This is a genomic window from Pseudomonas sp. B21-056 (assembly GCF_026016325.1).
Classification (GTDB): Bacteria; Pseudomonadota; Gammaproteobacteria; order Pseudomonadales; family Pseudomonadaceae; genus Aquipseudomonas.
Map to the genome: position 1 here is coordinate 2,650,892 of NZ_CP087203.1, position 20,307 is coordinate 2,671,198.

Below are 20,307 nucleotides of genomic sequence, written 5' to 3' on the forward strand. Positions count from 1 at the left end.
TATAGATCGTTTGTAGGCGGCCATAGGGGCTTATAGCATCGGACTCCAGAGGTTCTGAACCTGTTTGGAGATAGCTATGAAGGTGCTGGTGGCGGTGAAGCGCGTCGTAGATGCCAACGTCAAAGTCCGGGTCAAGGCGGACGAATCCGACGTTGAGTTAAGCAACGTGAAAATGTCGATCAATCCCTTTTGCGAGATCGCTGTAGAGGCGGCTCTGCAATTAAAGGAAAGCGGCCAGGCGAGTGAAGTCATTGCGGTTTCCGTGGGGCCTGACGCTTGTCAGGAGCAGTTGCGAACCGCGCTTGCAATGGGGGCGGACCGGGCGATTCTGATCAAGGCGGGCGGTGATCTCGAACCCCTTGCGATTGCCAGGCTTCTCCACGTAGTCACCCAGCGTGAGGCTCCAGGCATTGTGTTGCTGGGCAAGCAATCCATTGATGGTGACAACAACCAGACCGGCCAGATGCTTTCCGGGTTGATGGGCAGCGCTCAAGGTACCTTCGCTTCACGAATCGACATAACCGGTGAGTGGGTCAACGTAACCCGCGAAGTAGACGGTGGGCTGGAAGCCAGAAGCCTGCGCCTGCCGGCCGTGATCACTGCGGATCTGCGCTTGAATGAACCGCGCTACGCCTCGCTTCCCAACATCATGAAAGCGAAGAAAAAACCCCTGGAGATCATTGACGCTGGCGAGTTGGGCGTCGATATCGCCCCTCGCTTGAAAGTCATCAAGGTTACCGCGCCTCCTGAGCGCAAGGCAGGTATTCGCGTGGGTAGCGTCGAGGAACTGGTCGAGAAACTGAAGAACGAAGCGGGGTTGATCTGATGAGCGTTTTATTGATTGCCGAGCATCACGAAGGGGTTCTCAAATCAGGCACCTTGAACGCGCTCTCGGCTGCATCGAGCCTGGGAACGGAAGTCGAGATCCTGGTGGTGGGGCAGGGCGCGGGCAGCGTTGCAGAGGAACTGGCCGCTTTTGCAGGCGTAAGCCGCATCCTCATTGCCGATGCTCGCGCATATGCAGACCATGGGGTGGAGAATACCGCTGCCCTGGTCACTGAACGGGTGAAAACCTGCGCCTATGGTCATGTCGTTGCAGCCTCCACGGCGTATGGCAAGAACCTGCTGCCCCGCGTTGCCGCGTTGCTCGACGTGGCCCAGATCAGTGATGTTGTGGAAATTCTTTCCGCGAACACCTTCGTTCGGCCTTACTACGCCGGCAATGCCCTGGCGACGGTTGAAAGTTCTGACGCCGTGAAAGTAATGACCGTGCGCACCACTGCGTTCGCAGCCGCCGAAAAGGCCATGCAACTGGCCCCCATCGAGACCACTTCCGTTGCTCACGATACCGGTCTGTCCAAATTCCTGAGCGCCGATTTCGGCGTGTCCGACCGGGTCGAACTGACTTGCGCCAAGGTCATCATCTCAGGCGGCCGCGGAATGGGCAGTGGTGAGAATTTCGCGATGCTGGAAAAAGTTGCCGACAAGCTGGGGGGCGCTGTGGGTGCCTCTCGTGCGGCCGTCGATGCAGGGTTCGTCTCCAACGACCTGCAGGTGGGTCAGACCGGCAAGATCGTTGCGCCCGACTTGTACATCGCGGTCGGCATCTCCGGCGCCATTCAGCACCTGGCTGGCATGAAGGATTCAAAAATCATCGTCGCGATCAACAAGGACGAGGACGCACCCATCTTCCGGGTAGCGGACTACGGTCTGGTTGCCGATTTGTTCGAAGCCGTTCCAGCGCTTGAAGCCGCGCTGTCTTGAGGAGTCTGAAATGACCACCAGGCGTACCTATACATTTGCATTCGACTGTCCTGACCGGGTGGGAATCATCACTCGCACGGCGGGCTTGTTCGCCAGTCATGGCGGGTGGGTCGAGGAAGCCTCGCAGTTCTCGGACGAGGAGAGCAATCGTTTCTTCAGCCGCATGGTGGTGCGTGCCGAGTCCCTGCCGTTTGACATCGATGTGCTGAGGCGCAAGGTCGAACCTCTCGCGCAGGAAATGGCGATGAACTGGCGTCTTGTCGACAGTGACCAGCGTAAGCGAGTGGTGTTGATGTGCAGCAAGGGCTCGCACTGCATGACTGATTTGCTGGATCGCTGGAAAACCGGCGACCTGGTCTGTGATATCGCCTGCGTGATCTCCAACCACGAGGATCTGCGCAGTCTGGTCGAGTGGTATGGCATTCCGTTTGAATACGTACCGGTCGACAAGGACAACAAAGCCGCAGGGTTCGCAAAGACCGAGCAACTGATCGACGAGTACCGTGCAGACTGCATCGTTCTCGCGCGTTACATGCAAATTCTTCCGCAGAACCTGTGCGAAAAATATCGCCACAAAGTGATCAATATCCATCACAGCTTCCTGCCTTCGTTCATTGGCGCCAAGCCTTATCACCAGGCATCCAGGCGCGGGGTGAAGCTGATCGGCGCAACCTGTCACTACGTGACCGAGGACCTCGACGAAGGGCCGATCATTGAGCAGGACGTCGCGCGAGTCAGCCACGAACAGAACGTCGATGATCTCGTCCGATTGGGCAAAGACGTTGAAAAAACCGTATTGGCTCGTGGGCTTCGAAACCATCTTGAAGATCGTGTGCTCGTGTACGGCAACAAAACCATCGTGTTCTAAGGACACCCCAATCGTCGAGCCAGCGGCCCTGCGTGGGGGCTGGCCCTGGAGTTTTATATGAGCAATACCGTTCCGAGTTCGGCTCGAGTCGTCATCGTCGGTGGTGGGGTTATCGGCTGCAGCGTTGCCTATCATTTGACCAAACTGGGCATCAAGGATGTTGTACTGCTGGAGCGCAAGACGTTGACCTGCGGTACGACCTGGCATGCTGCCGGCCTGGTGCCGACCTTGCGCGCCACTTACAACATGAGCATGTTGGCGAAATACAGCGCCGGGCTGTATGAAGGCCTTGAGGCCGAAACGGGCCAGGCCACGGGGTTCGTTCGCAACGGTTCGTTGAGCGTCGCAACTCACCAGGAACGTTTCACTGAGCTCAAGCGTGGTGCGTCAATGGCCAAACTGTGTGGGTTTCCGTGCGAAGTGGTTAACCCTGAGCAGGCACTCGAGCTTTGGCCACTGCTGAACATCGAGGACATCGTCGGTGGCGTGTACCTGCCGTTGGATGGTGTGGTCAATCCGGTCGATGTCACCCAGGCGCTCGCCAAGGGGGCTCGGATGGGCGGCGCAAGAATCATTGAAAACACCCAGGTCCTGGATATCAAGATCAAGGATGGCAAGGCGGCCGGCGTTGTCACGGCACAGGGCGATATCGACGCTGAGTTCGTCGTCAACTGTGCGGGCATGTGGGCGCGTAATTTCGGCAAGAAGGCGGGCGTCAATATTCCGCTGCATGCTGCCGAACACTATTACGTGGTTACGGAACCCATGGAGCAGATCAACGGCATCATGCTGCCGACCCTGCGTGACCTGGATTACTACAACTACTTCAAGACCGACGCCGGCAAGTTGCTGATCGGCACCTTCGAACCCAATGCCAAGCCGTGGGGACATGAAGGTATTCCCGATAGCTTCAGCTTTGATGAGTTGCCGCCTGATTTCGACCATTTGGAACCCTATCTGGAAGCGGCAATCCGTCGTATCCCGGCGCTGGAAAAAACCGGATTGCAGGTCTTCTTCAATGGTCCGGAAAGCTTTACCCCCGATGACCGCTATCACCTGGGCGAAGCACCTGAGCTACGTAACTATTTTGTCGCCGCGGGCTTCAATTCCGTGGGTATCCAATCTGCGGGTGGCGCTGGAAAGGTGTTGGCCGAATGGATTGCCAAAGGTCACGCCCCTATGGATCTGTGGGACGTGGACATCAAGCGCAATCTTCCCTTCCAGGGTAACTCCCAGTACCTGTATGACCGCACCACTGAGGGGCTGGGCCTGCTGTACGCCATGCATTGGCCGTTCCGTCAGTTCGAGACGGCGCGTAACGCTCGCAAAAGTATCCTCCATGATCGTCTGGTGGCCGCCAATGCCTGCTACGGCGAGGTTGTCGGTTGGGAGCGGGCCAACTTCTTTGCACCCGAGGGCGAGAAGCCGGAATACGGCTACAGCTGGGGCAAGCAGAACTGGTTCGCGTGGTCGGCCGCCGAACACAATGCGGTGCGTAATGCGGTCGGGCTGTTCGATCAGAGTTCCTTTGCAAAAATCCTCGTCCAGGGGCGCGATGCAATGCCGGTGCTGAACCGCATCTGCAGCAATAACATCGATGTCGAGCCGGGGCGGATCGTGTACACCCAGTGGCTCAATGAGCGCGGTGGTATCGAGGCGGACCTGACCGTCACGCGCCTTGAGAAAGACTCCTTTCTCATCGTCACGGGACCATGGACCCAGGCCCGTGAGCTTGCCTGGCTGCGTCGCAACACGCTGGCAGAAGCGAATGTGGTGTTCACCGATGTGACTTCGTCGATGGCGGTGATCAGCGTGATGGGCCCCAATGCCCGAAGTTTGCTGCAACCGCTGACCACGGACGATCTTTCCAACGAAGGTTTCCCGTTTGCTACGTCCAGGGAGATCGAACTGGGTTACGCCCGTGTACGTGCCTCGCGCATCACTTATGTTGGGGAGTTGGGTTGGGAGTTATACATCCCTACCGAATTCGCCCCGGATGTCTTCGACCGGATCGTCGCCGCCGGTGAGCCCCATGGCCTGAAGTTGTGCGGCTACCACGCGCTCAACTCCCTGCGGATCGAGAAGGGCTATCGCCATTTTGGTCACGATGTCATGGAAGAAGACACACCTCTGGAAGCCGGGTTGTCGTTTGCTTCCGACTTCAGTAAAGCGGGCGGTTTCATTGGCAAAGAGGCACTGCTCAAGCAGAAAGCCGCAGGCGTCAGGAAACGCATGGTGCTGTTCAAGTTCCTTGATCCCGAGGCCACCAACTATCACGAGGAGCCGATCTATCGGAACGGAGAAATTGTTGGTCGCACCACCTCGGGCATGTACGGCCACTACATCGGCGGCAACGTTGCCATGGGTTACGTTTGCAACGATGAAGGCGCAACGACCGATTGGGTAAAGGAAGGCAAATACGAGATTGAAGTAGCCACGAAACGGTATGAGGTCGAGGCCAGCCTTCGTGCCTTCTACGACCCGGAAATGAGTCGGATCAAGTGCTGAATCAGCTGGGCCGGCGCTGAGTAGACCCGGTTCGAAAATCTCATAACAACAAGTCGATTGAGTCGTGCAGAGCCCGGAGATCCTGCTCCGGGCCAGGCAAGAAATCGCGGAGACAACAATGAATGCAAAATGCATCGCCAGGGCGAAGTCGTCGACAACCCGGTCGGGTTCGCAGCTTTGTGCCGTTCCATCACACCCTATCGACTTCGGGTTCGCACTGAGCCCTTTCTGCCGAAAGATTCCTCTTGAGCTTGCCGTGCCGACGATCAGCTGCGGGCGTCCATACGCCTGATTGATTCCGTCTCACGATATCGCGAGCAAGAGAAACGTACGAGTGCCGTTCACGACGACTTCGTACATAGCCGATCAGAGAGTTGCAGAAAGGTGGTCACATGCAAGCAGAATCCTTTGTGAGTTTTCGCAATGTCCAGAAGAGCTACGACGGTGAAAACCTCGTGGTCAAGAACTTCAATCTGGATATTCAGCGCGGCGAATTCATCACCATGCTTGGCCCTTCGGGCTCGGGTAAGACAACGTGCCTCATGATGCTGGCGGGTTTTGAAACCGTTACCCATGGAGAAATCTCCATCGACCGCCAACCGGTCAACGATATTTCGCCACAGAAGCGCGGTATCGGCATGGTTTTTCAGAACTATGCATTGTTCCCGCACATGACGATTGCGGAGAACCTGGCTTTCCCCCTCAAGGTTCGAGGACTGTCTTCGAGCGATATCCAGGACAAGGTCAAGATGTCCCTGGAGATGGTTGCCATGGGCGCCTTGGGCAATCGCATGCCCGCACAACTTTCAGGCGGTCAGAAACAGCGTGTAGCGCTGGCCCGGGCACTGATCTTCGAGCCTCACCTGGTGCTCATGGACGAACCGCTGGGTGCGCTCGACAAGCAATTGCGTGAACAGATGCAATACGAGATCAAGCGTCTTTCAAAACAGTTGGGGATCACCGTCGTCTATGTGACCCACGATCAAAGCGAAGCGCTCACCATGTCTGACCGCATTGCGGTCTTCAACGACGGAGTGGTCCAGCAACTGGCCAATCCATCCGACCTTTATGAGAAGCCTGAAACGGCATTCGTGGCGAGCTTCATCGGAGAGAACAACAAGTTGATGGGGGAGGTCGTCGAGCGTGATGGCGACTATTGCCAGGTACAGGTCGGGAACCTGCGGGTAAAGGCTGTGGCAGCCAAGTCCGCGAGCACTGCCCGAGGAACGAAAACCACCTTGTCGATTCGCCCCGAGCGCGTGTATCTCGATCCGGCCGATGGCCAATGCGATAACCGGCTGCCAGCGAAAATCCAGGAGTTGATCTATCACGGGGATCACCTGCGCCTGCGCCTCAGCGTCGCCGACCAAAATGATTTCGTCGTGAAAGTCGTCAACGGCGTCAATCAGCTCCGGCCGACTCCCGGCTCTCACGTGACTGTCGGTTGGCGCGCAGATGATTGTCGAGCGCTCAACACGGTTATCTAACTTTCGTCACCGCCTGCACGGAGATCACTCCATGAATCGCCCTGTAATTTCTGAAGGGCCTGCGGATCGGCTGTATGTGCCGCCGAAGGTGGGTCAATCAATAAAGGAAAGCCTGGATAAGGCCGAGCGTCGCAACAAATTCAAATCCGTGCTCCTGGTTTTGCCATTGCTGGCGTTTATCGCCGTCTTCTTTCTCATGCCTATCGGCGACATGCTGATGCGCAGCGTGCAGAACGCAACGCTCGCCACCTACATGCCGAAAAGTGCAGTCGAGTTGAAACAGTGGGATCGGCAGGCACTGCCCGAGGAAAAGATGTTTGCGATCGTCGGCAGCGAGATCCTCGGTCTTCTCAGCTCCCAGGAGCTGGATCGGGTCGGTACCGATTTGAACCGTGTCCAGAGCGGTATGAAGCTGCTCTTGAACAAGACGGCGAGGGGGCTGGAGAAACAGGGCCCGGCCGGTATCGTCGAGTTCAAGCCGCTGATGATCGGCATCGACAAGCGGTGGGGAGAGACGGCGACCTGGTCCCAGCTCAAAGTGATGGCACCTTCGATTTCCGCGGTGCATTACCTGGCCGCGCTGGATCGCCAGTTCGACGACAACGGTGACGTCGTCAAGCAGCCCGAAAGCCGGCAGATCTATGTCGACAATCTGCTGAGAACACTCGCCGTCAGTGCTGCAATCACGGTGATCTGTTTTCTGCTGGGCTATCCGCTGGCGTACTTCCTGGCGTGCCTGCCGGATCGCCTCAGCAACCTCTTGATGATCCTGGTATTGCTTCCCTTCTGGACATCGTTGCTGGTGAGGACGAGCGCCTGGATCGTGATTCTCCAGTCCAACGGGGTTTTCAATGAGGTCCTGCGCAGCCTGGGCATCATCGATCAGCCCCTGGATCTGATGTACAACCTGTACGGCACGATCATCGCCATGACGCATATCCTGCTGCCCTTCATGGTGCTTCCCCTCTATAGCGTCATGAGAGGGATCGATCAGACCTACATCCGTGCGGCGCACTCGATGGGTGCCAGCTCGATGCGCACATTTTTCAGAATCTACTTCCCGCTTTCCCTGCCCGGGGTCAGTGCTGGAGGCATTCTCGTGTTCATTCTTGCGGTGGGTTACTACATCACGCCTGCGCTGGTGGGGGGCCGGACCGGCCAGATGGTCAGCAATTTCATCGCCTATCACATGCAGACGTCATTGAACTGGGGCCTGGCGTGCGCAATCGCCAGCCTGCTTCTGGTGGTGGTGTTGCTGATGTACTGGGTCTACGACCGATTCGTAGGCATTACCAATATGAAGTTGGGGTGATTCATGAGCCTTCCAAACTACATCGGGCCTGTCGAGCGCTGCTGGTTTTTCACCGTGCGTGGGTTTGCCTTGCTCGTATTGCTTTTCCTGGTCGTGCCGATTCTGGTGATCATCCCCTTGTCCTTTAACGTGGAACCCTACTTCAGTTTCACCACGGACATGCTGCACCTGGATCCTGAGGCGTTTTCCCTGCGCTGGTATCGGCAGTTGGTCAACGACCCGCTTTGGATACTGTCAATCAAGAACAGCTTCCTGGTGGCGGCGGGTGCAACGGTGATTGCAACAGCGCTGGGGACACTTGCCTCTATCGGGCTGAGTCGCTCCGACCTGCCCTGCAAGCGCCTGCTCACCGGCATCCTGATTTCCCCGATGATCGTTCCAGTGATCATTTCAGCCGCCGGCATGTACTTTTTCTACAGCAAACTGGGGATCGGCCAGAGCCTGTTCGCGTTGATTCTCTCGCATGCCGTCCTGGGTACGCCCTTCGTCATTCTGACCGTCACCGCGACGCTCGTTGGGTTTGATCATTCCCTGACTCGCGCCGCCGCCAGCATGGGGGCCTCCACCACCTACACGTTTTTCAGGGTGACGTTCCCGCTCATCCGTCCCGGGATCATTTCAGGGGGGCTGTTCGCCTTTATCACTTCGTTCGACGAGGCCGTAGTCGTTCAGTTTCTAGGGGGCGTCGAGCAACGCACCATCCCTCGTCAGATGTGGTCCGGGATGCGTGAGCAGATCAGCCCCACGATTCTCGCTGCTGCAACGTTGTTGATCGCTTTGTCTGTCCTGCTGTTGTTGTCCATCGAAGTCCTGCGTCGCCGTTCGCTCCGCATCCGCGGAATCAATCACTGATCTGAACTCTGAGAAAACACTATGAAAAAGATGTTGATGTGCGCGCTGACAAGCCTCGCCTGCGTATCGGCGATGGCACAAGATAACTTGACGATTGTCACCTACGGTGGCTCGTTGGCGGCCGCTCAAACCAAGGCGGCTATCAAACCATTCAGCGAGAAGACCGGCGTGAAGACCACGCTGGAAGATTACTCCGGTGGCATCGCCCAGCTTAAGTCCCAGGTCGAGACCAAAAGCGTCACGTGGGACGTTGTCGATATGGAGCTGCCGGACGCAGTACGAGCCTGTAACGCGGGGCTGTTCGAACGCATCAATCCGAGCAAGGATCTGGAGCCGGGAGCGAACGGGGCCCCTGCCGATGTGGACTTCATCTCGGGGGCTGTGACCGATTGTGCCGTGGCGAGCATCATCTGGTCGACAGTCGTTGCCTACAACGTAAACGCCTTCAAGGGTGAGCAGCCTGTCGCCCTGAAGGATTTCTTCGACATCAATAAATTTCCTGGCAAACGTGGCCTGCGCAAGTCTCCCCAGGGGACGTTGGAGTGGGCACTGTTGGCCGACGGGGTACCTCGCAAGGAAGTCTATTCGGTGCTGGAAACCGAGGCCGGGATCGAGCGTGCTTTTGCAAAACTGGACACGATCAAGAGCCAGGTGATCTGGTGGGAAGCGGGCGCACAGCCGCCACAACTGCTTGCTGACGGGCAAGTCGTGATGACCTCGGCATGGAATGGACGTATCTGGGCTGCCCAGACTCAAGAGAAACAGCCGTTCAAGATTATCTGGGATGGACAACTGTACGACATGGACGTCTGGGCCGTGCCGGCAGGCAGCAAGAACAAGGCACGGGCAATGGAGTTCCTGAAGTTCGCCACCAGCACACCGGTTCTGGCGCAGCAAAGCCAATACATCGCCTATGGGCCGACGCGTAAATCCTCACAGGCATTGGTCAGTGCCGAGATGCAGCCACATCTGCCGACCTCTGCGGAAAACTTCAAGACGGCCGTGCAAATGAATGCCGAATGGTGGGGAGATCACGCTGATGAACTCAATGAGCGCTTCAATGCCTGGCTGACCAAGTAATCCCTTTCCCGATAGCACATGCCCAGGCGTTCGACGCCTGGGCGACTTCGATTGATGCCGGCCCGGGCTGTGAGCTGGCCTGGGTTCATGGGTGAGGCATCTGAACCCGGTTGTTTGCAGACATCAACTTTGAGGTGAAGACAAATGAAAATGGTACCCCGACTGACATTGGCCGATGCTCATCACATCATGCAGGCTTGCCTGGCTAAAGCCCGGGAACTGGCCGTTGATATGGACATTGCCATTACCGATGATGCCGGTCATCTGATCATGTTCCAGCGCATGGACGGCGCGCGCGTCACCAGTATCGATATCGCCATCAGCAAATCCTTCACGGCCGCTGCTGCCCGCAAGTCGACGCGTTCCTATGGCGACATCAGCGTGCCGGGTAAACCGGCGTTCGGCATCAACACCAGCAACCAAGGGCGATTTTCCATCGTCGCTGGCGGGCTGCCGCTGTTCATGCAGGAGTTCATCGTCGGTGGCGTCGGCTGCAGCTCCGGTACCCCTGATCAGGATGAGATGGTGGCGCAGGCCGGTGTCAATGCTTTTACTGCCTATCTCAACTGATCGCATCCTCCCTTTCCGATCTTCCAGACATTAGTGGTCTTCCTCGACCCGCTCCGGCGTGTTCGATTCCTGGACCCGACAACAACAAGAAAAAGTAGTAGGAGAAACCCGCTATGTTCAGCCAGCACGATCAAATCCAGGGTTACGACGACGCACTGTGCAGGGCCATCGACGCCGAGGAACGCCGTCAGGAGCTGCATATCGAGCTGATTGCGTCGGAGAACTACACCAGCCGGCGAGTCATGGAAGCCCAGGGCAGCGGCCTGACCAACAAGTACGCTGAGGGTTATCCTGGCAAGCGCTACTACGGCGGTTGCGAGCATGTCGACCAGGTCGAGCAACTGGCCATCGATCGGGCAAAGACGCTTTTTGGTGCTGATTACGCCAATGTCCAACCGCATTCCGGTAGCCAGGCCAACGCGGCTGTCTACCTCGCACTCCTTCAGGCGGGGGACACGGTGTTGGGCATGAGCCTGGCTCACGGCGGACATCTTACCCATGGCGCCAGCGTCAGTTTTTCCGGGAGGCTTTACCATTCGGTGCAGTACGGTATCGATACGGTGACTGGCGTGATTGATTACGACGAAGTCGAACGGCTGGCGTTAGAGCATCAGCCGAAGATGATCATTGCCGGCTTCTCAGCCTATTCGAAAACCCTGGATTTCCCGCGCTTTCGTGCGATTGCCGATAAGGTCGGGGCATATCTGTTCGTTGACATGGCTCATGTTGCCGGACTGGTCGCGGCTGGTCTGTATCCGAATCCGCTGCCCCATGCTCATGTGGTTACCACGACGACGCACAAGACGCTGCGCGGACCTCGTGGCGGTTTGATCCTCGCCAAGGGGCATGAAGACCTGTGGAAAAAACTCAACGCCGCGGTCTTTCCCGGCGGTCAGGGTGGCCCGCTGATGCATGTGATTGCAGCCAAGGCGGTGTGCTTCAAGGAGGCCCTGGAGCCGGGTTTCAGAACGTATCAGGAGCAGGTCATCAAGAACGCCAGGACGATGGCGGACATATTCATCCAGCGTGGTTATGACGTGGTTTCCGGTGGCACCGATAACCATCTGTTCCTGGTGAGTCTGATCCGCCAATGCCTGACGGGCAAGGATGCCGATGCTGCCTTGGGCCGGGCTCATATCACGGTAAACAAGAACGCCGTTCCGAACGATCCACAATCGCCGTTCGTAACCTCCGGCCTGCGGATCGGAACGCCTGCGGTGACCACCCGTGGGTTTCGGGAACTCGAATGCGGCGCTCTTGCGAACTGGATCTGCGACATCCTCGACAGCCTTGGCGATAGCGACGTAGAGGCTCGTATCGCTCGCCAGGTTGCAGCGCTGTGCGAGCGATATCCGGTCTATAGCGCCTGACAGGGCGTGAAGCTGTCATCCTGGAAGGGTTAGTCCTGGCAGTCCTGATGCGGGCACTAGGTACCGTCTGATATTGCCATGGGGGCATCGGGCTTGCGCTTGAGCGCGCTGGCCAAGATCCGGATTACAACCCCTTGAACGTCTGCCTGAACCTGTGCAGGAGCGGCTCGGTGTACCCGTTGGGCTGGTCGCAGCCTTCGAATACCAAGGCGCAGGCGGCCTGGAACGCGAGTGATTGTGTGAACTCGGGCGCCATCGGCTTGTAGAGACGGTCGCCCTTGTTTTGCTCATCCACCACCCGTGCCATGCGTTGCAGGATGTCCAGGGTCTCATCCCGGCTGATCACCCCGTGACGCAGCCAGTTCGCCATGTGCTGGCTGGAAATGCGCAGCGTTGCCCGATCCTCCATCAGTCCCACGTCATGGATATCCGGCACCTTCGAACAGCCGATGCCGTGTTCGACCCAGCGCACCACATAGCCCAGCAGGCCTTGGGCATTGTTCTCGACTTCCTGGCGGATTTCTTCCGCTGTCCACGGCCTGTCGGCGCTAACCGGGACACTCAGCAGGCCTTCCAGCAACGCCTGGCTGATCCCATCCAGATCGACGTCTTCCAGTGCCGTTTGCACCTGCCGCACATTGACCTGATGGTAATGCAGCGCGTGCAGTGTCGCGGCCGTGGGCGAGGGCACCCAGGCGGTGTTTGCGCCTGCTTGCGGATGGGCGATCTTCTGTTCGAGCATGTCGCTCATGCGATCCGGCATCGCCCACATGCCCTTGCCGATCTGCGCCCGGCCGCGCAGGTTGCAGTCGAGGCCGACGAGGACGTTGTTGCGCTCGTAGGCGCTGATCCACGGCGTGCTTTTCATGTCACCCTTGCGCAGCATCGCGCCGGCTTGCATGGCGGTGTGCATCTCATCGCCGGTGCGATCCAGGAAACCGGTGTTGATGAAGGCCACCCGTTCGGCTGCGGCCGCAATGCAGGCCTTGAGGTTGACGCTGGTGCGGCGTTCTTCGTCCATGATGCCCATTTTCAGGGTGTGACGTTGGAGCTTGAGCAGGTCCTCGATGCGGCTGAACAACTGGTCGGCGAAGGACACTTCGGCGGGGCCGTGCATTTTCGGCTTGACGATGTAGACGCGGCCGGTGCGGGAATTGCCGCGGCGTTGCAGGTCATGCAGGGCGATCAGGCTGGTGATGACGCCGTCGAGAATCCCTTCCGGGATTTCCAGTCCGTCATTGTCGAGGATGGCGGGGCTGGTCATCAGGTGGCCGACGTTGCGAATGAACAGCAACGAACGTCCGTGCAACGTCAGCGTGCGGCCATCGGCCGTGGTGTACTCGCGGTCCGGGTTCAGGGAACGGGTGAGGGTGCGGCCGTTTTTCTCCAGGTCTTCCTTGAGATCACCTTTCATCAGGCCCAGCCAGTTGCGGTACACCTGGACCTTGTCATCGGCGTCGACCGCCGCCACCGAGTCTTCGCAATCGATGATGGTCGAGAGGGCCGCTTCGATCAGCAGGTCCTTGACGCCGGCGGTGTCGGTCTTGCCGATGACGCTCTGCCGATCGATCTGGATCTCTACGTGCAGGTCGTTATTCTTCAGCAAAATGGCCGCAGGGTCAGTGAGCGAGCCTTGGTAGCCGATGTACTGCCTGGGGTCCGACAGGCCGATCTGGCGGCCGTCTTCCAACGTGGCCTGCAATGTTCCGGCTTCGATCTGGTAACGCGTCACGTCGGCATGGGAGCCGCTGCTCAAAGGGAACGCCTGATCGAGGAAGTCGCTGGCGAAGGCGATGACCTTTGCACCGCGCACAGGGTTGTAGGTCGGTCCCGGCTCGGCACCGCCGTCGTTGGCGATCACATCGGTGCCATAGAGCGCGTCGTACAGCGACCCCCAGCGGGCATTGGCCGCATTCAGCGCATAGCGGGCGTTGGCGGCCGGTACCACCAGTTGTGGTCCTGCCTGCACGCTGATTTCCGTGTCGACAGGGTCGCTGCCGACCTTGACGCTGTCAGGTTGCGGTTGCAGGTAACCGATGCGGGTCAGGAAGTCGCGGTACGCCGACATGTCCGTCACCGGCCCCGGATGAGCGCGATGCCAGGTGTCCAGTTCGGCTTGCAGGCGATCACGTTCAGCCAGCAGCGCGCGGTTGATCGGCGCCAGTTCATGCACCAGCGCGGCGAAGCCGCTCCAGAACGCTTGCGGGTCCAGGCCGGTGCCAGGCAGCACGTCGCAATCAACGAAGCGTTGCAGGGCAGGGGCCACCTTCAGGCCTTGGCAGTTGACGAAATCGGTCACTTGGCTATCTCCATCACACAGTGTCTATCGGGCGCTGACTGCGCCCTCTTCAGTTCAGGCATTGCGCGCCGGCCTTGGCGACTTGGGCGTCCTGCTCGGCCTTGACCCCGGACACGCCGACGGCGCCGATCACCTGGCCGTCGACAATGATCGGGACGCCACCTTCCAGGGACGTCAGCAGCGGCGCCGACAGGAAGGCCTGGCGTCCACCGTTGACCATCTCTTCATAACCTTTGGATTCACGCCGACCGAGGGCCGATGTGCGGGCTTTTTCGGTGGCGATGTAGGCACCAATGGGCGCGCAACCATCGAGGCGCTCCAGGGCCAGCGGGTGACCGCCGTCATCGACAATCACAATGGTGACGGCCCATTGATTGCCGTGCGCTTCGTCGCGGGCGGCCGCGAGGATCCGGCTGACTTCGTTCTGGCCGAGTATGGCTTTGCTTCTCATGGGTGACTCCAGGGGGCGGTTAAGGCAATGCGGCTTCGACCCACTCGATCCAGTGCCGGACCGGGGTCCGACCCGCACCGTCGAGGTGGGACTGGCAGCCGATATTGGCGGTGACAATCACGTCGGGGCGCCCGCTTTCCAGGGCGTTGAGTTTGTTGTCGCGCAGTTGTCGGGACAGTTCGGGTTGGGTGATCGAATAGGTGCCCGCCGAGCCGCAGCACAGGTGGCCGTCGGGCACGGGCGTGAGGTTGAAGCCCAGTTTCGTCAGCACCGCCTCAACGGCGCCGCCCAGTTTCTGCGCGTGCTGCAAGGTGCAGGGGCAGTGGAAGGCCAGGCGCTGGTCGCTGTGGATGCTCAGTGGTTCCAGCGGTTCTTCGCGCAGCACTTCAACCAGGTCCTTGGCCAGGGCGCTGACTTTTTTCGCCTTCTCGGCATAGGCCGGATCGCTGCCGAGCAAGTGCCCGTAGTCCTTGATGAACGCGCCGCAACCGCTAGCGGTTTGCACGATGGCTTCGGCACCGTTCTCGATGTCCGGCCACCACGCATCGATGTTGCGACGGGCACGATCCAGGCCCACGGCCTGGGCGTCCAGGTGATAGTCCACGGCGCCGCAGCAGCCGGCCTCGGCAACGGGGGTCACACTGATCCCCAGTCGATCCAGGACCCGGGCGGCGGCCGCGTTGGTATTGGGCGACAGGCTTGGTTGCACGCAGCCTTCGAGCATGAGCACCTGCCGGGCATGGCGGGTCACCGGTCGTGGTTTGGCGGCAGGTACCTGGCGAGGCACCTTTTCGCGCAGGGTGTCGGGCAGCCATGGCCGAAACACCCGGCCACCACCCACTAGCCCTTTGAACACGCCTGGGTTGGGCACGATCGCACGCAGCCCCTCGCGCAACAGGCGTTGGCCGAGAGGGCGTCCGACCGCCGCATCGACCACGGCGCGGCCAATGTCCAGCAGGTTGTGGTAGTCGACCCCGGAAGGGCAGGTGGTTTCGCAGTTGCGGCACGACAGGCACCGATCCAGGTGCTGCTGGGTCTTCGCCGTGGCCGGGTTGCCTTCGAGCACTTGCTTGATCAGGTAGATGCGCCCTCGCGGGCCATCCAGTTCATCGCCGAGCAACTGGTAGGTCGGGCACGTGGCATTACAGAAACCGCAGTGCACGCAGGTGCGCAGGATACTTTCGGCCTCTTCGGCGCGGGGCAGTTGGCGGGCCTCTTCACTCAAGGTGGTCTGCATGGTTCAAAGCTCCGCGTAGAGGCGACCGGGGTTGAAGATCCCCTGTGGGTCGAGCCGTTGCTTCAGGTTCCGGTGATAACGCATCAGCGCATCAGGCAGCGGTTGGAATGGACTGTCGATCAGGCCATGGCCGTAACAGGTCACATGGCCGCCGACGCCTTCGACGATCTGGCGAATGAACGTGGCTTCGGCGCCGGACTTGAGCCAGCGCTGGGCCCCACCCCAGTCGATCAGTTGCTTGCCGGGCAAGGGCAGCCACGCTGTGTTGTGCGGCACGGACAAGCGCCACAGTGGCAAGTCCTCAGCGAAGAAGCTCAAGCGATGTTCGTTGAGATCATCCCAATACGCGGCGTCCAGTAACTCGCCGCCCAATCGGTCATGGGCCGCCGCCACCGAGCCTTCGCCACCCTCGAGCCGCAGGTGCAGGCGTTGGCCATCGTGGCAGGCGGCACTGATCGGCAGCGGCTGCTGGCCCCATTCCGCCAGGCGCAGCAAGGCGCGATCGCGGTCCATTTCCAGGCTGATACTCAAGGCTTGCCGAGGTTTGGGCAGGACTTTGAGCGACACCTCGGTGATCACCCCAAGGGTGCCGAAGCTGCCGGCCATCAGGCGTGACAGGTCGTAACCGGCGACGTTCTTCATGACTTCGCCACCGAAGCGCAGGAGCTTGCCCTGGCCGGTGATAACCCGCGAACCGAGGACGAAGTCCCGCACCGAACCGGCCCACGGGCGGCGCGGCCCGGAGAGTCCGCTGGCAATCATGCCGCCCACCGTGGCGTCGCCGAAGGAGGGCGGTTCGCAGGGCAGCATTTGCTGCGAGGCGTCCAGCACGTCGGACAATTCCTGTAGGGGCGTACCGCAACGAGCGGTAATCACCAGTTCCGTCGGGTCGTAGCTGACGATGCCCCGGTGGGCGCGGGTGTCGAGTTTTTCACCTGCCATCGGACGTCCCAGGAAGGCCTTGCTATCACCTCCCTGGATCCGTAGCGGCGTGGCGTTTTCCAAGGCCTGGTTGACCTGTTCGAGCAACGTATCGCTGGCGTCCCTATCGAGTGCGCTGTGCATCAGAAACGCTCCAGTTCAGGGAAGGGCAGTTGCCCCAGGTGCACATGCATGGCGCCAAACTCGGCGCAGCGGTGCAGCGTCGGAATGTTCTTGCCGGGGTTGAGCAGGCCGCTCGGATCGAAGGCCGCTTTGACGGCGTGGAACACGGTCAACTCATCGCTGTTGAACTGGGCGCACATCTGATTGATTTTCTCGCGGCCCACCCCGTGCTCACCGGTGATGCTGCCGCCGACTTTCACGCACAGCTCGAGGATCTTGCCCCCCAGGGCTTCGGCGCGATCGAGTTCGCCCGGTTGGTTGGCATCGAACAGGATCAGCGGGTGCATGTTGCCGTCACCGGCATGGAACACGTTGGCGACCCGCAGGCCGTACTCGGCCGACAACGCAGCGATGGTGTGCAACACGCCGGGCAGCTCCCGGCGCGGGATGGTCCCGTCCATGCAGTAATAATCCGGCGAGAGGCGGCCCACTGCTGGAAACGCATTCTTGCGCCCGGCCCAGAAACGCACGCGTTCGGCCTCGTCGCGGGCCTGGCGCACTTCGGTGGCGCCGGCCAGCTCCAGCACCTGGCGCACGCGGTCGCAGTCATCATGGACGTCGGCTTCCACACCATCGAGTTCGCACAACAGAATGGCTTCGGCCTCCACCGGGTAACCGGCGTGGATGAAGTCTTCGGCGGCACGGATCGCCAGGTTGTCCATCATTTCCAGTCCGCCGGGAATGATGCCTGCGGCAATGATGTCACCCACCGCGCGGCCGGCCTTTTCGACCGAGTCGAACGCCGCCAGCAACACCTTTGCGGTCTGGGGTTTGGGAAGCAGCTTGACCGTGACTTCGGTGATCACCCCGAGCATGCCCTCGGAACCGGTGAACAGCGCCAGCAGGTCCAGCCCCGGCGAATCGAGCGCATCGCTGCCCAGGGTCAGGTGCTCACCTTCGACGGTGAGGATGTCGACCTTGAGCAGGTTGTGCACGGTCAGGCCATATTTGAGGCAATGCACGCCGCCGGCATTTTCCGCAACGTTACCGCCGATGGAACAGGCGATTTGTGAGGACGGATCCGGCGCGTAATACAAGCCAAACGGCGCGGCCGCCTGGGAAATCGCCAGGTTGCGCACCCCGGGCTGGACCCGTGCGGTACGGGCGGCCGGGTCGATGTGCAGAATGTTGTTGAAGCGCGCCATCACCAGCAGCACACCCTTTTCCAATGGCAGCGCACCGCCGGACAAACCGGTCCCGGCACCCCGGGCGACGACAGGCACCCGCCGTTCATGACACAGCGCCAGCACGCCCCGGACCTCGTCGAGATGGCGGGGCAAGACCACCAGCAGGGGGGTGGTGCGATAGGCGGAAAGCCCGTCGCATTCATAGGGCATGAGTTCTTCGCGCTGGTGCAGGATCTCAAGGTCCGGCAAGCGCGCCTGCAAGGCCTGCAGCAGCGTGGCTTTATCCACGGCAGGCAGGGCGCCATCAACGCGTTCATCGTAGAGAATGTTCATAGTCGGCCGGCGACACTCGGTTGTTTTTATTTGAGGTCAGGTTCTGACTTGCATCATTGGTCCGGGGCGATCTACTGTCTATCCATTGTTGATATGGTCGAACCAGTTTTTGACAGGCTGTTTTTTTGATATTTTTTATAAGACATTTAAAAACAATGAGTTGAACTGATCGGTAAGCATGCCTGAAAGGCATGGCTTGGCTGGTCATACCAGTTGGAGGCGCAATGGACGACACCCAGGCCCGGCGTAATCTGCAAGTGGCCGACGTAGTGTGCGAGCGCATCGAGCGCCTGATCGTGGACGGTGTACTCAAGACGGGACAGTTGTTGCCGTCGGAGCGTCGGTTGACGGAAAAGCTCGGTGTTTCACGCACGGCATTGCGCGAAGGGCTGAAGCTGCTGCGCGCGCGCGGGATCATCACGACCGAGCAGGGCAAGGGTTCATTTGTCGCCGACCTGTCGGGCAATAGCGCCGCGTCACCGTTGATGCACCTGTTCAGCTCACAGCCCCGCACGCTTTACGATCTGTTCGAGGTCCGCAGCCTGCTCGAAGGCGAGTCCGCGCGGTTGGCGGCCTTGCGCGGCACGGAGGCCGATTTCGTTCTGATCACCCGCAGCTACGAAGCGTTGCTCGATGCCCACGCCCGCTCACTGGAGCCCTCTGAACACGCCCGGCTCGATCATGCGTTTCATCTGGCGATCTGCGAGGCGTCGCACAATCCGGTGCTGGTGCAGACCTTGCGCTCGCTGACGGACCTGCTGCTCAATACGGTGTTCGCCTCGGTCAACAACCTCTATCACCGCGAACCACAGAAGCGCCAGATCGACCGCCAACATGCACGGCTCTACAACGCGGTGACCGGGCGGCTTCCCGAGCAAGCGCGCAAGGCCGCCGTTGCGCATATCCAGAGCATCTGCGACAACCTCAGGGAAATCGAAAGCGAAGAGCAGCGCCTGGTGCGTGCCACGTTGCGACTTGAGGGGTGGACATGACGCAGCACCTGGATCATTTGTCCTTGCACCTGTTCATCCTGGTCTGCGAGGAGGGGACGATCGCACGGGCCAGCGAACGGGCGTTCATCGCGCCCTCGGCGGTCAGCAAGCGACTTTCCGACATCGAGGCACGCTTCGCTACGCCGCTGCTCAAGCGCAGCAAGCGCGGGGTGGAACCGACGCCGGCCGGCCTGGCGCTGCTGCGGCATGCCCGGTCCCTGACGCGGGCCATGGAGCGGCTCGACAGCGAGCTCAGCGAATACGCCGAGGGTGCACGCGGGCATGTCCGCATATGGGCGAACGTCTCGTCGATCATGGAGTTTCTGCCGGAAGAACTGTCTGACTTCATGTTGAAGCATCCAGGCGTCCAGATCGACATCGAAGAGCGTATAAGCCCTGATGTGGTGCGTGGCGTCACCGAGGGCTCCGCCGACCTGGGTATCTGTCGACGCTCGATGGCCGTGGGCAACCTGGAGTTCCTGCCTTACCGCCTGGACCATCTCGCGGTGGTGGTGGGCGCCGGTCATTCCCTGGCCGATCGCTCCAGCGTAGCGTTCGAAGAGACATTGGATTTTGAGCACCTGGGCATGTCGGCCTTTGCCACGATCAATACCTTCATGCGCGAGGATGCGCAGAAGCATGGTCGGGAGCTGCGATTCCGCTCCTACGTGTCATCGTTCGACGCCGCGTTTCGGCTGATCCAGTTCGGACTGGGTGTCGCGGTGATCCCGCTCGAAGCGGTGCAGCGCTACACGCAACTGTTCGACCTGCGCATCATTCCCCTGACTGACGCGTGGGCGCGGGGCGAATTTGTGATCTGCGTGCGTGATCGTGAGGCCTTGTCGCTGTCGGCGCGTCGGCTCCTGGACCACCTGCTGTCACGCTCACCGCCACGTCCTTCCACGACCGATCCTATCCATCGCGGTTGACGATGGATCAACGCGCCAATGGCG

Annotated in this window: 17 protein-coding genes; 12 read left to right on the forward strand and 5 right to left on the reverse strand. The window is 59.9% G+C overall.

What is annotated here, in order from left to right; all coding sequences use genetic code 11:
* The first annotated feature begins 76 nt into the window (after positions 1-76).
* The 10 genes from LOY67_RS11835 (at position 77) to glyA (ending at position 11,811) form a co-directional block, all read left to right on the forward strand.
* Entirely contained in the window at positions 77-826 is a 750-nt protein-coding gene (locus LOY67_RS11835) for an electron transfer flavoprotein subunit beta/FixA family protein (RefSeq protein ID WP_265067336.1), read from the forward strand.
* Positions 826-1,764, forward strand: a complete 939-nt coding sequence (locus LOY67_RS11840) for an electron transfer flavoprotein subunit alpha/FixB family protein (protein ID WP_265067337.1) — start codon at positions 826-828, stop codon at positions 1,762-1,764. Before LOY67_RS11835 ends, LOY67_RS11840 begins: the two co-directional genes overlap by 1 nt.
* Positions 1,765-1,774: 10 nt before the next feature.
* Complete coding sequence (gene purU / locus LOY67_RS11845; RefSeq protein ID WP_265067755.1) at positions 1,775-2,632, forward strand: formyltetrahydrofolate deformylase; 858 nt, start codon at positions 1,775-1,777, stop codon at positions 2,630-2,632.
* A gap of 57 nt (positions 2,633-2,689) precedes the next feature.
* Entirely contained in the window at positions 2,690-5,140 is a 2,451-nt protein-coding gene (locus LOY67_RS11850) for a GcvT family protein (RefSeq protein ID WP_265067338.1), read from the forward strand.
* A 392-nt stretch (positions 5,141-5,532) separates the two neighbouring features.
* Positions 5,533-6,627: an ABC transporter ATP-binding protein gene (locus tag LOY67_RS11855; RefSeq protein ID WP_265067756.1), complete on the forward strand. Its 1,095-nt coding sequence runs from the start codon at positions 5,533-5,535 to the stop codon at positions 6,625-6,627.
* Entirely contained in the window at positions 6,596-7,939 is a 1,344-nt protein-coding gene (locus LOY67_RS11860; protein ID WP_265067339.1) for an ABC transporter permease, read from the forward strand. Before LOY67_RS11855 ends, LOY67_RS11860 begins: the two co-directional genes overlap by 32 nt.
* A 3-nt stretch (positions 7,940-7,942) precedes the next feature.
* On the forward strand, positions 7,943-8,791 hold the full coding sequence (locus LOY67_RS11865) for an ABC transporter permease (protein ID WP_265067340.1): 849 nt from the start codon (positions 7,943-7,945) through the stop codon (positions 8,789-8,791).
* A gap of 21 nt (positions 8,792-8,812) precedes the next feature.
* Positions 8,813-9,871, forward strand: coding sequence for an ABC transporter substrate-binding protein (locus tag LOY67_RS11870; protein ID WP_265067341.1), 1,059 nt, complete (start codon positions 8,813-8,815; stop codon positions 9,869-9,871).
* 144 nt (positions 9,872-10,015) lie between these two features.
* A complete protein-coding gene (locus tag LOY67_RS11875) occupies positions 10,016-10,441 on the forward strand; it encodes a GlcG/HbpS family heme-binding protein (RefSeq protein ID WP_265067342.1) in 426 nt (141 codons plus the stop codon).
* A gap of 113 nt (positions 10,442-10,554) precedes the next feature.
* Complete coding sequence (glyA, locus tag LOY67_RS11880; RefSeq protein ID WP_265067343.1) at positions 10,555-11,811, forward strand: serine hydroxymethyltransferase; 1,257 nt, start codon at positions 10,555-10,557, stop codon at positions 11,809-11,811.
* A 124-nt stretch (positions 11,812-11,935) separates the two neighbouring features.
* On the opposite strand, the gene LOY67_RS11885 is transcribed toward glyA, so the two are convergent.
* The 5 genes from LOY67_RS11885 to glcD are packed head-to-tail and all read right to left on the reverse strand — an operon-like array spanning position 11,936 to position 18,362.
* Positions 11,936-14,110, reverse strand: coding sequence for a malate synthase G (locus tag LOY67_RS11885; protein ID WP_265067344.1), 2,175 nt, complete (start codon positions 14,108-14,110; stop codon positions 11,936-11,938).
* A gap of 49 nt (positions 14,111-14,159) precedes the next feature.
* Positions 14,160-14,561: a heme-binding protein gene (locus LOY67_RS11890; RefSeq protein WP_265067345.1), complete on the reverse strand. Its 402-nt coding sequence runs from the start codon at positions 14,559-14,561 to the stop codon at positions 14,160-14,162.
* A gap of 19 nt (positions 14,562-14,580) precedes the next feature.
* A complete protein-coding gene (gene glcF / locus LOY67_RS11895; RefSeq protein ID WP_265067346.1) occupies positions 14,581-15,798 on the reverse strand; it encodes a glycolate oxidase subunit GlcF in 1,218 nt (405 codons plus the stop codon).
* Positions 15,799-15,801: 3 nt separating this feature from the next.
* Positions 15,802-16,863, reverse strand: a complete 1,062-nt coding sequence (gene glcE, locus LOY67_RS11900) for a glycolate oxidase subunit GlcE (RefSeq protein WP_265067347.1) — start codon at positions 16,861-16,863, stop codon at positions 15,802-15,804.
* A complete protein-coding gene (gene glcD / locus LOY67_RS11905; RefSeq protein WP_265067348.1) occupies positions 16,863-18,362 on the reverse strand; it encodes a glycolate oxidase subunit GlcD in 1,500 nt (499 codons plus the stop codon). The genes glcE and glcD overlap by 1 nt, the downstream gene beginning before the upstream one ends.
* 224 nt (positions 18,363-18,586) lie before the next feature.
* Here glcD and glcC point away from each other — a divergent pair, with 224 nt between their 5' ends.
* The gene (gene glcC, locus LOY67_RS11910; protein ID WP_265067349.1) at positions 18,587-19,354 is read left to right on the forward strand and encodes a transcriptional regulator GlcC; all 768 of its coding nucleotides are present in this window, start codon (positions 18,587-18,589) and stop codon (positions 19,352-19,354) included.
* Positions 19,351-20,283: a LysR family transcriptional regulator gene (locus LOY67_RS11915; protein WP_265067350.1), complete on the forward strand. Its 933-nt coding sequence runs from the start codon at positions 19,351-19,353 to the stop codon at positions 20,281-20,283. The genes glcC and LOY67_RS11915 overlap by 4 nt, the downstream gene beginning before the upstream one ends.
* Positions 20,284-20,307: the final 24 nt, after the last annotated feature.

Coding starts and splice junctions, on each gene's coding strand:
- LOY67_RS11835 (WP_265067336.1), top strand. CDS start 77: ATGAAGGTGCTGGTGGCGGTGAAGCGCGTCGTAGATGCCAACGTCAAA.
- LOY67_RS11840 (WP_265067337.1), top strand. CDS start 826: ATGAGCGTTTTATTGATTGCCGAGCATCACGAAGGGGTTCTCAAATCA.
- purU (WP_265067755.1), top strand. CDS start 1,775: ATGACCACCAGGCGTACCTATACATTTGCATTCGACTGTCCTGACCGG.
- LOY67_RS11850 (WP_265067338.1), top strand. CDS start 2,690: ATGAGCAATACCGTTCCGAGTTCGGCTCGAGTCGTCATCGTCGGTGGT.
- LOY67_RS11855 (WP_265067756.1), top strand. CDS start 5,533: ATGCAAGCAGAATCCTTTGTGAGTTTTCGCAATGTCCAGAAGAGCTAC.
- LOY67_RS11860 (WP_265067339.1), top strand. CDS start 6,596: ATGATTGTCGAGCGCTCAACACGGTTATCTAACTTTCGTCACCGCCTG.
- LOY67_RS11865 (WP_265067340.1), top strand. CDS start 7,943: ATGAGCCTTCCAAACTACATCGGGCCTGTCGAGCGCTGCTGGTTTTTC.
- LOY67_RS11870 (WP_265067341.1), top strand. CDS start 8,813: ATGAAAAAGATGTTGATGTGCGCGCTGACAAGCCTCGCCTGCGTATCG.
- LOY67_RS11875 (WP_265067342.1), top strand. CDS start 10,016: ATGAAAATGGTACCCCGACTGACATTGGCCGATGCTCATCACATCATG.
- glyA (WP_265067343.1), top strand. CDS start 10,555: ATGTTCAGCCAGCACGATCAAATCCAGGGTTACGACGACGCACTGTGC.
- LOY67_RS11890 (WP_265067345.1), bottom strand. CDS start 14,561: ATGAGAAGCAAAGCCATACTCGGCCAGAACGAAGTCAGCCGGATCCTC.
- glcF (WP_265067346.1), bottom strand. CDS start 15,798: ATGCAGACCACCTTGAGTGAAGAGGCCCGCCAACTGCCCCGCGCCGAA.
- glcE (WP_265067347.1), bottom strand. CDS start 16,863: ATGCACAGCGCACTCGATAGGGACGCCAGCGATACGTTGCTCGAACAG.
- glcD (WP_265067348.1), bottom strand. CDS start 18,362: ATGAACATTCTCTACGATGAACGCGTTGATGGCGCCCTGCCTGCCGTG.
- glcC (WP_265067349.1), top strand. CDS start 18,587: ATGGACGACACCCAGGCCCGGCGTAATCTGCAAGTGGCCGACGTAGTG.
- LOY67_RS11915 (WP_265067350.1), top strand. CDS start 19,351: ATGACGCAGCACCTGGATCATTTGTCCTTGCACCTGTTCATCCTGGTC.